Origin of the sequence: Gelidibacter algens, assembly GCF_001678675.1 — a bacterium.
Lineage (GTDB): Bacteria > Bacteroidota > Bacteroidia > Flavobacteriales > Flavobacteriaceae > Gelidibacter > Gelidibacter algens.
In genome coordinates this window covers 1-14,074 of record NZ_LZRN01000038.1, presented here as the reverse complement: position 1 = coordinate 14,074, position 14,074 = coordinate 1, and the positions used below count along the sequence as shown (strand labels likewise).

Annotated in this window: 14 protein-coding genes and 1 pseudogene; 4 read left to right on the top strand and 11 right to left on the bottom strand. The window is 33.5% G+C overall.

Translation table 11 applies throughout. The features are described 5' to 3' along the window. Positions 1-36 precede the first annotated feature (36 nt). Positions 37-2,616 carry a prolyl oligopeptidase family serine peptidase gene (locus A9996_RS15080; RefSeq protein WP_066436869.1) on the top strand — a complete coding sequence of 860 codons (2,580 nt, stop codon included), beginning with the start codon at positions 37-39 and terminating at the stop codon, positions 2,614-2,616. Between the two features lie 39 nt (positions 2,617-2,655). On the opposite strand, the gene A9996_RS15075 is transcribed toward A9996_RS15080, so the two are convergent. The 4 genes from A9996_RS15075 to A9996_RS15060 form a co-directional block, all read right to left on the bottom strand. After that, positions 2,656-2,916 (bottom strand): DUF6520 family protein, encoded by a 261-nt coding sequence (locus A9996_RS15075; RefSeq protein ID WP_066436867.1) that lies wholly within the window; start codon positions 2,914-2,916, stop codon positions 2,656-2,658. A gap of 98 nt (positions 2,917-3,014) precedes the next feature. Further along, complete coding sequence (locus A9996_RS15070; protein WP_083993977.1) at positions 3,015-4,493, bottom strand: MauE/DoxX family redox-associated membrane protein; 1,479 nt, start codon at positions 4,491-4,493, stop codon at positions 3,015-3,017. A 97-nt stretch (positions 4,494-4,590) separates the two neighbouring features. Continuing rightward, positions 4,591-5,562, bottom strand: a complete 972-nt coding sequence (locus tag A9996_RS15065; protein ID WP_083993976.1) for a helix-turn-helix domain-containing protein — start codon at positions 5,560-5,562, stop codon at positions 4,591-4,593. Positions 5,563-5,587: 25 nt separating this feature from the next. Further along, positions 5,588-5,965 (bottom strand): DUF7793 family protein, encoded by a 378-nt coding sequence (locus tag A9996_RS15060; RefSeq protein ID WP_066436864.1) that lies wholly within the window; start codon positions 5,963-5,965, stop codon positions 5,588-5,590. Positions 5,966-6,165: 200 nt separating this feature from the next. Here A9996_RS15060 and A9996_RS15055 point away from each other — a divergent pair, with 200 nt between their 5' ends. Genes A9996_RS15055 through A9996_RS20650 form a run of 3 tightly spaced genes read left to right on the top strand, consistent with a single transcriptional unit; the run spans position 6,166 to position 9,439 of the window. Further along, positions 6,166-8,565 carry an aminotransferase class I/II-fold pyridoxal phosphate-dependent enzyme gene (locus tag A9996_RS15055; RefSeq protein ID WP_066436862.1) on the top strand — a complete coding sequence of 800 codons (2,400 nt, stop codon included), beginning with the start codon at positions 6,166-6,168 and terminating at the stop codon, positions 8,563-8,565. 30 nt (positions 8,566-8,595) lie between these two features. Continuing rightward, entirely contained in the window at positions 8,596-9,042 is a 447-nt protein-coding gene (locus tag A9996_RS20655; protein WP_248912360.1) for an RteC domain-containing protein, read from the top strand. Continuing rightward, a complete protein-coding gene (locus A9996_RS20650; protein ID WP_248912359.1) occupies positions 8,972-9,439 on the top strand; it encodes an RteC domain-containing protein in 468 nt (155 codons plus the stop codon). The genes A9996_RS20655 and A9996_RS20650 overlap by 71 nt, the downstream gene beginning before the upstream one ends. 440 nt (positions 9,440-9,879) lie before the next feature. Here A9996_RS20650 and A9996_RS15045 read toward each other — a convergent pair whose 3' ends face one another. The 7 genes and pseudogenes from A9996_RS15045 to A9996_RS15020 all read right to left on the bottom strand — a co-directional run bounded on the left by A9996_RS15045 (position 9,880) and on the right by A9996_RS15020 (position 14,002). Continuing rightward, a complete protein-coding gene (locus A9996_RS15045) occupies positions 9,880-10,818 on the bottom strand; it encodes a ketopantoate reductase family protein (RefSeq protein WP_066436860.1) in 939 nt (312 codons plus the stop codon). 11 nt (positions 10,819-10,829) lie between these two features. Next, complete coding sequence (locus A9996_RS15040) at positions 10,830-11,729, bottom strand: NHL repeat-containing protein (protein WP_066436857.1); 900 nt, start codon at positions 11,727-11,729, stop codon at positions 10,830-10,832. Then, entirely contained in the window at positions 11,719-12,237 is a 519-nt protein-coding gene (locus tag A9996_RS15035; RefSeq protein WP_066436855.1) for a DinB family protein, read from the bottom strand. Before A9996_RS15035 ends, A9996_RS15040 begins: the two co-directional genes overlap by 11 nt. Then, positions 12,230-12,810, bottom strand: a pseudogene (locus tag A9996_RS15030) (DUF1572 domain-containing protein). The gene A9996_RS15035 and the pseudogene A9996_RS15030 overlap by 8 nt, the downstream one beginning before the upstream one ends. 19 nt (positions 12,811-12,829) lie before the next feature. Continuing rightward, positions 12,830-13,324 (bottom strand): acyl-CoA thioesterase, encoded by a 495-nt coding sequence (locus A9996_RS15025; RefSeq protein ID WP_066436852.1) that lies wholly within the window; start codon positions 13,322-13,324, stop codon positions 12,830-12,832. An 88-nt stretch (positions 13,325-13,412) separates the two neighbouring features. Further along, on the bottom strand, positions 13,413-13,565 hold the full coding sequence (locus tag A9996_RS21070; protein ID WP_428838889.1) for a hypothetical protein: 153 nt from the start codon (positions 13,563-13,565) through the stop codon (positions 13,413-13,415). A gap of 38 nt (positions 13,566-13,603) precedes the next feature. Continuing rightward, positions 13,604-14,002, bottom strand: coding sequence for a TetR/AcrR family transcriptional regulator (locus A9996_RS15020; protein WP_248912358.1), 399 nt, complete (start codon positions 14,000-14,002; stop codon positions 13,604-13,606). Between the last annotated feature and the right edge of the window lie 72 nt (positions 14,003-14,074).

The following is a 14,074-nucleotide window of genomic DNA, read 5'->3' as shown; positions in this document are numbered from 1 at the left end:
CCAAATTGTTTACTAACATTAACATGATGACTTGCAATGATTATAACCAAGCTTTTCAGATTTTCGATTCTAGGCACTCTTTATATTTCTGTTTATAGTTTTATCACTTTATCTTTAAGTGCACAAAGCCTAGAATCAAAAAAATTATATGAATCAAAATTAGATTCTTTATGGAGCAATAACACTTATATTCACGCTTTAAGTAGCAATGGCGACTGGGTTGCCTTCAAAGAACAATTCAATGGCACTTCCATTCTCTTTTTGAGGCACACTTCAAAGCCAATAACATTTCAATTGAAGGCAGGAGATGTGTTCAAATTTTCCAATGACAGCGGATGGTTTGCATATTCAACTGCTGACAATGCCCTCAAGACTATTGATTTAAAGAGCCAAGAGCAAAACACATATGAGAATGTCAGTTCGTTTGAGTTTAGTTCTGATGGACATTTTATAGCCCTACTAACCTTTGAAAAGACACTTTGGATAGTGAACCTTCAGAACAAGGATGTTTTTAAAATCGATCATACGACGGATTATGTATGGAATCCAACTAAAAATAAATTGGCTATTGAACGCATAATAGATGATCTCCCACAGTTGATTCTTTATAATACAAAAATAAAACAGATTGAGAACTTGTGCGAAATCAAAGAAGGCAGCTTCTCAAAACTCACTTGGAATCATATGGGCAATTCTTTGGGGATTTTAGAACATACCGATTCTCAAGATAAAATCCATTATTTTGGATTACGTAATGGATCATTCACGAAGCACCATATCCTAGCGTCTTCAGAACTTATGAATTATACCTTAAGTGAACAGGGGCTTTGGATCTCTGACGACGGTAGGTTTGTTTTCTTCTATCGAAACAAAAGTGACATTGAGGCAGATCCTAACGCCAGTGTTGAAATTTGGAATACTGGCGGACCATGGATATACCCTAGAGCAAAGGCGTATGAAACCAATGAGCGTACTAGATTACTAACATTATGGGACATTTCGTCCAACCAGTTACGGGACATTGGTGATGAAACTACACCTATAGTTCGATTTAATCCAAACCATTCTTCTGCGGTGGTATATAATCCGTTGATTCATGAACCGCAATACCGACAGTTTCCTACTACAGACCTATATTTAAAGACTTTGAAAACGGGAAAAAAAACACTTATTGCCAAAGACGTGTCCACGGAGTCTGGCTGCTTTATGTTCTCTCCTTTAGGCAGGTATGTGACATATTTTAAAAAGGAACATTGGTGGGTATATGATACCTTGAATGGCATTCATTTGAACCTCACGAAGGGATTGGAAGGTGTATTCCATGACAAGGACATCTATATGAACAAGGAAGGCCAACCATATGGAAATCCTGGATGGGATTGTGATGAAAAACATATAATATTATATGATAAATTTGATGTTTGGATCATAGGAGTAGATGGACAGTACAAACGAAAAATCACCTCTGGAAAAGAAAACAAAATAATTTATAGGATTTTAAGGGATGATTCTACTTACATAGGTTCTTTGCAATCCCTCACTGGTATTTCCTATGATTTGGACTCCGGCCTACTTCTTACCATGGTTGGTGATACTTTTAAGTATGGTTATGCTCAATGGACACTCGTTGATGACTATCAAGACTTAATTTTTGAATCCCAAAATATGGAAGAGGCTATACTATCTTCTGATCGGAACTTACTAGTCTATAAAAAGAGTGCCTATGACAATCCTCCTGGGATATATGCCCTTGACACCAATGGCGGTAAAGAACACCTACTTTATCAAAGCAACGCCTCCCTCAAAGACTATGATTTAGGAACCCACAGACTTTTAAATTACCAGAGCGATACAGGAGAAGAACTTAAGGCGGTTTTAATTTATCCTGCCCAATTTGACCCGAAAAAGACCTATCCAATGATTACTTGGATTTATGAAAACAATTCCAATCAAATCAACTATTATTCACCGCCATCTAATCCTGGCGTTGCAGGTTTTAATATTCTTGATTATGTCACAAAGGGTTATTTCATTTTGCTTCCAGATATTACCTATACTTTAGGAAAGCCTGGTGAATCTGCAGTGACATCCGTTGAGGCCGCAGTAAAAATGGCACTGAAGAATCCTTTCATAGACAAGAATCGAGTTGGACTTATTGGACATTCCTTCGGAGGGTACGAAACTGCTTTTATAGCGACCCAAACGAATCTCTTTTCTGCGGCAGTTGCAGGATCTGCGGTAACCGATTTAGTAAGCTTCTATCATGATGTGGCATGGGATTGGAATATTAATCAAATGTGGCGTTGTGAAAAGCAGCAATTCCGTATGGGGTTCCCCTTTTATGACCTAAAGGAAGCCTATTACAGAAATTCCCCTTTATCTCATGTGGAAACCTTGAACACCCCCCTATTATTGTGGACCGGAAAATATGATAACAATATAAATTGGCAACAAAGTATTTATTTGCATATGGCCATGAAACGATTGAAAAAACCCGGCAAATTGTTACTCTTTGAAAATGAGGGTCATTTTCTAATCTCCCCCGACAATCAGAAATTCTTATCTGATGAATTGATGAAGTGGTTTGATAATTACCTAAAAAATAGGAAGGAGTGATTGAACCACTCCTTCCAACTCCTATGAAGTTACCATTTTTTAAGGTCTATGCGTCATAGGCACGCTGCAAGATGTGTCACTTATCTTGTTTTGATAAACCTGAAAGCCTAGATAGGAACAGGTAAGTGCGCCAATCTGGTTACAATCTTTCGGAGCTTGGACACAATGGCCGTTCTGGAAAATATATCCAGTAATAAGCGCTTCTTTTTCAGAAGCCTTGCTGTCAGTTACAAATGCCAATGCAATGGCAATTAAAAATGCCATCCCTGGCAATCCCATTTTAATCATTTTTGTTTTCATAATTAAATACTTTATTTGTTAATGGCCTACTATTTTACAGGTGTTCGGCCTATTTCCTGATACTGCGCGGTATGCTTTTAAAATTTTAATAGTTGGAATCAATTAAAATATTTGGAATCCAAATGGTACACCCATACTCTATCATCCACGATGGCAACTAGCAAATTTTTATATAATTTAAAATCCAACAATTTTCCATTTACTTGGTGATAGAGATAGAAACTTTGCAAATAGGTGTTTTCAGAACTATTGTACATGTCTATAATACTGGCAGCTTTCAGTATATCATCACTTTCATGCTTGCCCAAACGGTCACTGTTAATGAGTAGGTAATCACCATATGCCGTGGTATATTTGTTGATTACTATACTTTTTCCACCCAGTACATATTGACCCTTGCCTTGTAAATAGATTATATCTAAATTGGCCTTGCTTATGGTATCTATTGTTTTGCCAATACGGTCAGGTGTCAACTGGTGGTTTATTACCATGTACTCATTGCGATAGTAATAGACGTATAGTAATTTACTTTTAGAATTGTTCAACAACATCCCGTCAGTATCAAAAGTTCCATGGATTTGTTTGTCTAGTATCGTTTTGTTCAAAAAAAGAGTTGTTGCGCTATTTCTCTTGTTTAATATCCCCAATGCATTCGACTTTGTTTCAGTGCTTGTGGTCAACAATGCCAATTGTAGTGAATCCATAGGAACGAACTGGTTGAAGTATGCCTCTTTTAAAGAAAATGTTTTTGCCTTCCAATTATCTATATTTCCTCTCAATAGAATAGGTACCGTTCCGTCTCCTATAAAAAAATATGGTGCTTCCACTCTTATCCTAGCTCGTTTGTATGGTAAATCTGTGTTATCAAGTGTTAACCATACATCCTTTTGATTGTCACTTTTTATATTCAAAAGTTTAAGAAATAATGGTGCCATATAATTCCCTAGATATATCGTGTTATCATCGATTCCGGCTATATAATAACCATTTGATTCCAGCTGATAATCACCTGTTTTTTTTAAACCATGGGGAATGTATCTTCTCTGGAAAGCATTATTATGCTTTATTTCTTTTTCAGAAGACATATACAATGCTATTATAATTGTTGTTGCACTAACAAACAAAACCAAAAGTTTAATCGCCGCATATTTCAAGCCTTGCTCTTCTTTAAGAAAAATAGCCAAAAGTGCAAGAAATATAAAGACACTATTAAAAATCAAATGTTCTGTCCAACCGAGATTTTCCAATACCCCACCACAGGAGCAGGGTGTAAATGTTGTAAAGTTTAGAATTGTAACGATGTAGACCGTAAACATTACCATTACTGCGTATGCACCATATAGTCCAATTTTTCTTGTTCTATCAAAAGACAATAAAAATGAGACCACTAATTCTAATATGATAACTCCATAAGATACTGGGTTGGCCAATGCAGAGACAATGGGTGATTGGCTCAATTGGGACTGGAAATCATTAAACTCCAACAATTTGCTCAAACTAGTATAGACAAACAAAATAATAAAAGCTACACTTACTACTTTTGGGAAAATTTGATATACTTTGTAAGGAGTCTTCATATCATTTGATTCGATATGATAAAATTCGGTAGATAATTTTATTTTAAAAGTGTAATCTCTTACCCATGAAGGATTAATCGATTCAATACATCATATACTATTTATCGTTTGAGATGGAATTATTCCGAAGAGCACTTGGAGAATAACCATAACGTTTTTTAAATGAACGTGAAAAGTGTGGCATACTTTTAAACCTAACCTTGTAAGCAATAGATTTTAATGAAACGTCACTATACTGAATCATCATTTGCGCGTTTCGTAAACGCTCCTGCATTAAAAATCTATGGACTGTAGTTCCATACAATTCTTTAAATCCGTATTTAAGTTTGAATTCGTTTGTCCCAATTTGCAATGCAAAATCTTTAAGAGACGGAAAATCGCTTTCTAAATTATTGATAATGATATCGTGTCCTTCGCGTATCTTCCGAATGTCCTCAAAACTCAATCTGATCTTTGGCTTATTAGATTTTCCGTTACTTCGAGCATTAAGTTTATCATCTTTGATGACTCGTTGCTTTAAATCCGCATCCAATTGATTCCGAAAACTAGAATGGTGTATAATAGTTATAAGAGTTTTACTGTCTTTAATAGCATAATCATTAAAGGTTGAGATGTATGCGATTTTAGGAATTATAAGATTTCCTTTAGATTTAAACTGCAATTCGATGGAAGTATCGAAGATTTCTTTCTTTTTCAGTTGTTTCCATAGTGTACTCCACTTTAGTGTAGATTCGTCGGTTATGTAGTTTTTAAAATTGTTCCCAACAATATCGTCATGTAAACGGGATAGAATATTGCAAGTCTGCTGATTGACCATTTGAATAGTTCCCTTGCCATCAAGGATAAAACTCATCTGAACAATATCAAGAACGGTTTGGTCAGTATTTGCATAGCCCTGATGAACGATAGTGTCCTGAATCTCTTCGGCTAACATATTGAGAGTTAGAATAAGTGCTTCAATATCATCATTTTCAGAATTACGCTCAATACGATAGAAGAAATTACCTGAAGCCATTTCCAGTAACATCGTATTGATTACTTGCATTCTATGATGTAGATTGGTGTCCATTCATTATGTAAATTGCTCTTTTCAGCTACTCATTATATTGGTTTGAAAACTTTAATGCCAAATCAATATTGTTAAAAGCTTTTGTGGGAATTGTAGGTTTATTGGTACGTAAATAGAATTCTGATAACATCTCCGAGACCGGTGAATCTACTATAAATGCAACTGCCTTAACCAAAATGGATCCCTCTATCGATAAATAAGATCTGGCTGCTTTGTTAACTTCCTTAATCTGCCGAACATCACAGAGTACTGGCAAAGTACGTCCCTCATGGATTGAAAGACGTTCTTTGACCACATATACAGCTGCGGGCAAATCTATTACAACATCTTTATTATAGGTTATAATTAAAATCCCATCGGCTAATTTATATGACGCATAGTCATTTTCTGAATTTACTGTCATGATTTGAAAACTGGTTTTTTCAAGAATATAAAATTACAAAATAATCAACATAAGATTTGCATCTTACCTTACAAGCATTGGTCAATATGGATTAATTTTTGCCTACAAAGGATTAAGAGTTGACTCTAAAGGATTTAGAAGTATCAAGATTTCTCATTGTCCTACAAAAGATATTAACTTAATATTCTAAATTATTCAAGATGGCAAAAATTAAGCACAACAACTTTTTAGACACAGTAAACGATGTATTTACAGATCCGATAGATGAGGGCATACTCCATCTATATGCCGAAGGCGAAAGTTTTAACGGAAGAACGATTGGAGTAAAAAACAAAAATTTATTCCATTTTGGCACAACGGGGTATTTGGGATTGGAACAAGACTACAGATTGAAAGATGCCGCGATTAGTGCAATTCAGCGATACGGGACACAATTTCCCTTATCAAAATCGTACATCTCCAATCCTCTTTATAGACAATTGGAAGAGAAAGTTTCCGAAATGTATAATCATCCTGTTGTTATCACAAAAAACAGCACCTTGGGTCATCTAGGTGTGATTCCCAGTGCTGTCAGAGATCAGGATGCCATTATTCTCGATCACCAAGTCCATTGGAGTGTTCAGAGTGCCGCTAAAGTATTAAAGTTAAGAAGTGTTCCAGTAGATATGGTTCGGCACAACGATTTGAACATGTTAGAAGATAAAATTAAATCATATTCAAATACCAGAAAAAAAATATGGTATATGGCTGATGGTATTTATTCCATGTTCGGCGACTTCGCTCCAGTAAAAGAATTAAAAGCGTTAAGCCTCAAATATCCCCAATTGCATCTTTATTTCGATGATGTCCATGGTATGAGTTGGATTGGAAAGAATGGTACAGGTTACGTAATGAGTGAAATCGATGAACTATCAGAAAATATGCTGCTTTTCGGAACATTGAGTAAAACCTTTGGAGCGAGTGGTTCTGTGTTGGTCTGTTCAAATAAAAAACTGTACCAAGAGATTAAAACATTTGGAGGACCTTTGACATTCTCCGCTCAATTAGAGCCAGCATCTGTTGCCGCTGCCACGGCATCCGCTGAAATTCATCTCACAACGGAAATCAATGAACTTCAGGAAGACCTTAAGGAAAGGATTGATTATTTTAATGAATTGATAAAACAAACGAATCTACCGCTTGTAGATAAGAACAGATCTCCTGTATTTTTTATCGGTACTGGCATGCCAAAAACCGGTTATAACTTTATCAATCGCCTAATGAACGAAGGCTTTTATGTGAATTTAGGAATGTTTCCAGCTGTGCCTGTGAAAAATACTGGTGTTAGAATAACTATCTCCAGACACAACCAACGTGAAGAAATAAAAGCTTTGGTTGATGCTATGGTTTATCACTTACCTAAAGCTATTGAAGAAACCCATACCAACTTACGTCGTGTATATGAAGCATTCAAATTAGAGCCAAAAACATCAAAAGATGTATCAGCCGATTCTGAATTAAAGGCTCAAATTGAAACCAGCATTTCGGACATTGACAAAGTAATCTGGAATAAATTGGTCGGAACTTCGGGAGTACAAGATTATGAAGGCCTACAATTTATCGAACAAACATTTAGCAAAAACAAACTCAAAGAGAACAATTGGAATTTTTGGTATGTAATCATAAATGACGAAAATGAGCAGCCTATTTTGGCTACAGTTCTATCATCATCGATCTGGAAGGATGATATGTTAGCTAATTTGAATGCTTCTAAAATAATTGAGGAAAAGCGCCAAACAGACCCTTATCACATGACGTCAAGAGTCTTGAGTTTAGGATGTTTATTTACCGAAGGAAATCATCTTTACATTGATGAAGGACACCCAAAAAGGAAAGACGCATTAAATAAGTTAATGCAAATTATGGAAGGTATAGAAAAGAGTTCTGATTCAATGATGATTGTTCTGCGTGACTTTAACGATAACCATGAATTTCATAATAACTTTTTAGGACAGGGATTTGTTAGAATTCAAATGCCAAATTCCTGTAGGATTGATTTAAAAACTGATGAGTCGATCAAAGATTATATTTCAAATCTTTCTACAAGGAGTAAAAAGCATTTTAGAAAGGATATTGAAGCTTATGAAAATTTATTAAACATTTCTGTTCTACAGAGCCTTGATGATGCACAAATTAAACAGGTTCATCAGTTATATGAAAACGTACGTAAAAATAATCTGGGATTGAACACGTTCGCATATCCATTAGTTTTATTTAAAAATATGTCCGAGAATCCCAACTGGGAATTTGTAATTATTACAATACCAGAACATCCAAACAAAATTATCGGTGTCATGTTCTGTTATAAAAACAACAACAAAACCTATGTTCCTTCTTTAGTTGGTTTGGAGTATGACTATTTAGATACCCATCAAACTTACAGACAACTATTGTATCAAACAATCAAAAGAGCAATTCAGATAAACTTCAAACACATAGATTTAGGTATGACTGCCTCTTTCGAAAAAAGAAAATTAGGAGCTACCGTAGAGGAGAAGTTCGCATACATACAGACTTCTGATAATTTTACTTTGGAATTATTAGGTCTATTAGAATCTTAATACTAATGATATACCGCTTTATATTCAGGTATGAAATACCAAGAATTAATATCAGAATTTGAAACCAATCTGGATTCTCTGGAATCCTGTACTGATGATATTCTATATAAAGCGGAAAGCGGCATCAATAAATCTGAAAAATGCATTAAACGACTTCGAAGAAAAGTGGTTGAAAAAGGATTTACTTCTAAAAATGAAGAAATCAGTTTTTTTAAACATATCAAACCCCAGATATTCAGTAGACTTATATATTATGTTAAGTTATTTAATATTGAAAGCAAACGTCCCAGAAGCAGTTCTAAATATCAAGTAAAATATTTGAACAACCATATAGATAAGCTTCAAGTCTTTTTCAACGACAATTTAGAATTCTACCACTATTACAGAAGAGGCGCAACCACTTTGGATGAAGAATACTTCGTTAGAGGAAAATCCGACCTTCGACTTCCAACAGAATCATATCACTTTTTTATTTGACGAGCAATTCTCTACTTGTCAAGATACTACTGTAGCAACCATTATGGCCTACGACATGCTTATCGTTTATCTACAGCAGGAAATCAAAAAATTACAAAAGAACACAGAAACCAACAAACTTAACTCCATGAAGCAGAAACCTTCAAACCTTTTTTGGACAGGAAGTAAGACAGAATTAATTGAATTGACCTATGCACTACATAGCAGTGGTGCAATTAACAGTGGCACGGCAGACATTAAGGAATTAGCCTCAATGTTTGAAAAACTTTTCAACGTCGATCTTGGGAATTACTATCATACATTTATAGAAATCCGTGCTCGAAAGAGTAGTAAAACAAAATTTTTAGATAAGTTGACAGAAGTGTTAATCAGACGCTTCAAGGATTCCGATGAATAAATTTTCGGCGTCATTTGTAGTTTTTGTTTGTGCAACTATACCAGCAAAAAAAATCATTTTAATCATCAATGCACAATAGCTGAACTTCGGATTTATCAAATGTCATTTTTTATAAAAGGAATTTTGTAGTTTGGATGGGAAATTTTTTTATGTTGTATGTTTTATAATTTACTAAAAATTGAAAACGTTAACTTTTATAGTCAATTATTGCTGTGTTTCAGCCCTAGGTTTCCATTCTTATTGTATCTAACTTATTTTGCGGGTAAAATCAATGGCCCATTTGAATACTTTTCAAATTGTTTTTGACCATTAAGTTTTGGTTCTACCGTAATCCGGTCCCAATATCTAGAAGTGCCTTATCTTTTTCTCTCCAGGGGGTTAGCGAAGCAGGTACTGGAAATGCATAAGTTGTAGTCGATTGTGAATTTCATGATTTATTTTTAGGGGATTACATTTATCAGTTTAATTTCCTCATAAACTTTAGTTGTAGCTGGAACTTCCACACCTAGTTCTTTGCCATACTTAATGATTGTTCCTGCAAATAATTCTAACTCATTTTGAGCTTTTTTTGATTGCACATCTAATTGTAAAGAAGTAGGTGTGTGGTATGGGAAAGTTGCTGCTTTTTCGAAAGTGTCTTGAATTATAGTTTGTGAAAGTTTTATTGCTTTTAGCGTTGCTATTTTTTTAATTTCTATCATTATAGCTAAAGCTTCCATTTTCAAATTATCTTCTTCATTTACTTGCCCTATTGATTTGTTATATCTTGCGGTAACGAGACCGAAACTGGCAATGAAGAAAAACTTTGTCCAAATATCGGGTAATGAATTTTCTTTGAATTCTAAATCTATTCCCGCATTTTTGAGTAGCGAAACTATGTTATCAGGTGAAAACTGTTGGTGTAAAGGATCTTTACCAAGTATTATTTTTCCTGATTTGCCTTTGTGCTCTACACGGGCTTTTTCTTTCATATGTGAAGCTACATATACGCATGCTGGAAGTACAATACCATTGGGAATAATTTTACGAATTCTTTCATATATATCTGCACCGTTCATTAGAGGCAAAACAAAGGTGTCATCCTTTATTTTATCTTTAATTGTCAAACAAACCGCTTCTAAATCATATTCTTTAACACATATTAAAAGTATGTCAGAAACTGGTAAATCATCTAGATTATTTATCAATTCATTTGGGAATGCCTTACTATTTGCGTGTTCAGCCGAAAGTAATGTTAGTCCTTTGTCTTTAATAATAGTGTAGGTTTCATTTCTTGCTACAAAAGTTATGGTAACATCCGCAGACCTATAATAAGTTTGTGCTAATTTGAAACCGAAATAACCACCAACACCTCCAAGTCCAATTATTGTTATTTTCATATTTTATGCTTTTAATTTATGTAATATGTTATTTTTTTTATTGTTACAAATAGTAATGTCCCATCCATCATTCCAGGAATAACTAATTGGTCTTTAAAAATTGTGAAATCTGCTGGTCCGCTAATTGGTTCTGGTATTTTTACAACTGTTAGTTTACCTGTAGATAATTTCATAGAAAGTATAATACCCTTTTTTTCGAAAGCTACCCAATTACTGAAATATAGGACATCATCATAAATACAGATGCCATCATAATAGCCTTCAAGCTCTGTTAATTGTTTAAATTGATTGTTTTTAAGATTTATATATCCTACAACTCCATTTGGCTTGTTTTCGCTTCCAAAACCGTTTACATATAGTTTTGATGTTTTTTTATTGCAATACAATCCATTTATACCAGCAATAGTTTTATCGGTTTTAATTTGTGAATATGATTTATCAGTTAAATTGACCTTGAAAAGTTTATTCATATCAGTGGCCGAAACGTATAAGGTTGTTTTGTCCCAAACGGCAATATCATTTAGGAAGGAAGTATCTTTACTAAAATCAATTTCATATAATTTATTTCCAGTTTTTAAATCAATTGCTAATAAGCGGTCAATGTCATTGATATACAAAATACCTTTATATATCGCTATCCCTTTAGGCGCATTTAGTGTTTCTTTTACGAAAGTTTTGTCAAGTATTTTGCCATTCTTGTCTAATTTAAGTATTTGACCGTCTCCATCTTTCGCTGTTGGGTTTAATTCTTTACCAATATCTGCTGCATACAAATATTTTCCATCGGTTGCTACACTTTCGACATGATTAAAGCCATCAACTGTTTTAGCTGTTTGTGCAATGGCACTTATTCCCCAAAAAAGGAACATAGCTAGAATTGTGGTTTTTAGATTTTTCATTTTATTTTTCATTCATTTTATTAATCGTTTCATTGTGATGTTGTGCATGATAAATAGTGAAATAAAGTATTTCTCTAACTGTAATTTTTCCGAAAACAGGATGTGGGCAATTGTACATTTCGAATTCTTCTTCTGACCAATTTTTTAAATTTGAAATGAACGTATCTAGTGTATCTTTTCCTTGTCTAACCAATTCAATAATACTTGTTTCCAAATTTGTTTCTGGCATAAATGCTTCCGTAGTTTTTATACCATTTTCTAGAGTATTTCTAAAGACTTTAAAACTAATCTCATAGCTTGAAGATGCTCTTTCTGACAATCCATAATCGGATTTGATACTAGATTTTGGAAGTGCTAAAAAGTTACTAACTCGTAACAATGCAATAGTAATATGTTGCACATTTTGGCACACAGACCATTTACCGTTTATAGAAATTGTTGGATTTGGCAACTGAATTGCGGTTTCCCAAAATGCTGAATGTATTTTGTTTAGGCTGGCTATTATTTCGTCTTTATTCATCTTTATTTACTTTTTTTAAAAACTCTTCTGTGAAGTGTTCTTTGTGTTTCTCTTTAGAAAATTTTTCAGTATTATAAGTATTTGAATTTCCTTTTGGAATTGATAGTGACATCCAATTTTCATTGCAAATAATTTTGCCAATAAATACCATTTGACCTACATGATAAGGATAGTGAGCCAATTGACGATTGATTGCTTCTGTAATTGAGTGCCCTTGGTTTCGGATGTAGATTGTTTTTAGAAAATCTTCTTCTTTAATGTCGTTAATTGCTCTGAATAAACATTCCCAGCCATTGTCCCATTTTGTTAATAATTCTTCTTTTGATTTAATATCATTTTCAAATTCTGCATCACGATGTCTCCATTCTTTTTCTCCATCAGAAGTCAAAAAAATCTGTCCATCGAGAAAGCATATTACCAGATAGGTGTTTTACAATAATGGCTATGCTATTACTTTCTTCATTGTATTGCCAAAACAATTTATCGTCAGGCAATTGTGCAATGGTTTTATCACCTAACATTTTGTAGTATTCAAATTGTTTTTTTGTCACTTTCTAAATAATCTGCACTCATTGTTTCTAGTTTTAAAATGTTATTTATTGGCATTTGAAAACCTTAAATTTTCAACTCTTTTTTCAAAAGAAACTTTCTCATTTAATGGATTTTCTACTTGCTTAAAAAAAATCATTAGTTCTTCTGAATGGATTTCACTTTTCTTTGTCATTAAATTATAGTGAACTAATTTTGTCCATAAAATGGCTTTCAAGACTGTTTTATTTTCATTCCACATCAAAGCTTCAAGAAGAAGTGTTTTTTCATTGCAGAAAATTAATTGGGTCTGAATTGTAACCGTTTCCATAAGTGTAGCTGGAGTCAAATAAGCAATTTGATTTTGTGCTACAACCCAACTTATTCCTTTCTCACGTGCCAATTTATAGATGTCAAAATCATAAAACGCTAATAACTGATCTTCTCTAACATTAATAATGTAATCTATATATTTTGAGTTGTTGAGGTGGTTAAATGGGTCGCAATCTGGAAATCTAATTTTTGATTTGCTCTCTAATATTTTTTCTAACTTTTTCATCTTATTTATTAGTTTAACTTTTTGATTTGTATTTAATTTTATCCACAAAGAATTAATATACCAATCGGTATATTTTAATTTAAATTTTTTATACTTCTAAATCTTTAATTAATTTTTCTAAATAATCCATAGTAATTTTTAGGACTTCTGAACTGCCTGTAACTTTAGCCTGCATAACTGCACCTTCAATTAAAGACATTAAAATAAACGAAAATTGATTTGCATCGGTTGTATCCTTAATTTCATGTCTTTCAATCCCTGTTTTGATAGATTTTATAACTACACTTTTCCAAACATAAGTGCATTTATAGCTTTAGCTCTTAATAAAGGATGCGTATCATCTGCTTCAGTAGAAGTATTTAATATTGGACATCCTGCCTTTAAGATCGGTAATTCTAAAAAGTTTCTGTAGGTTTCAGGATAGACAAGTAGTCTATCTATCATTTTTGGACGAGCTTCGATTTGTTTTCTTAAATAAGTAACAATTAAGCTGTAATTGTGATCAAATGCTGCGAGAGCTACATCATCTTTGTTTTCAAAATTACCATAAATACTTCCTTTACTTAATCCAGTTGCAGATATCATATCATTTAGCGAAGTGCCAGAATACCCTTTGCAATTAAAGATAGGTGCTGTTTTTTCTATGATAAATTGCTTGGTTTGATTAGCTTTTGACATTATTAGAATGTATTATTTCAATGCAAATATAATTAAATAATATACCGATTGGTATATTTTATACTAATTTTA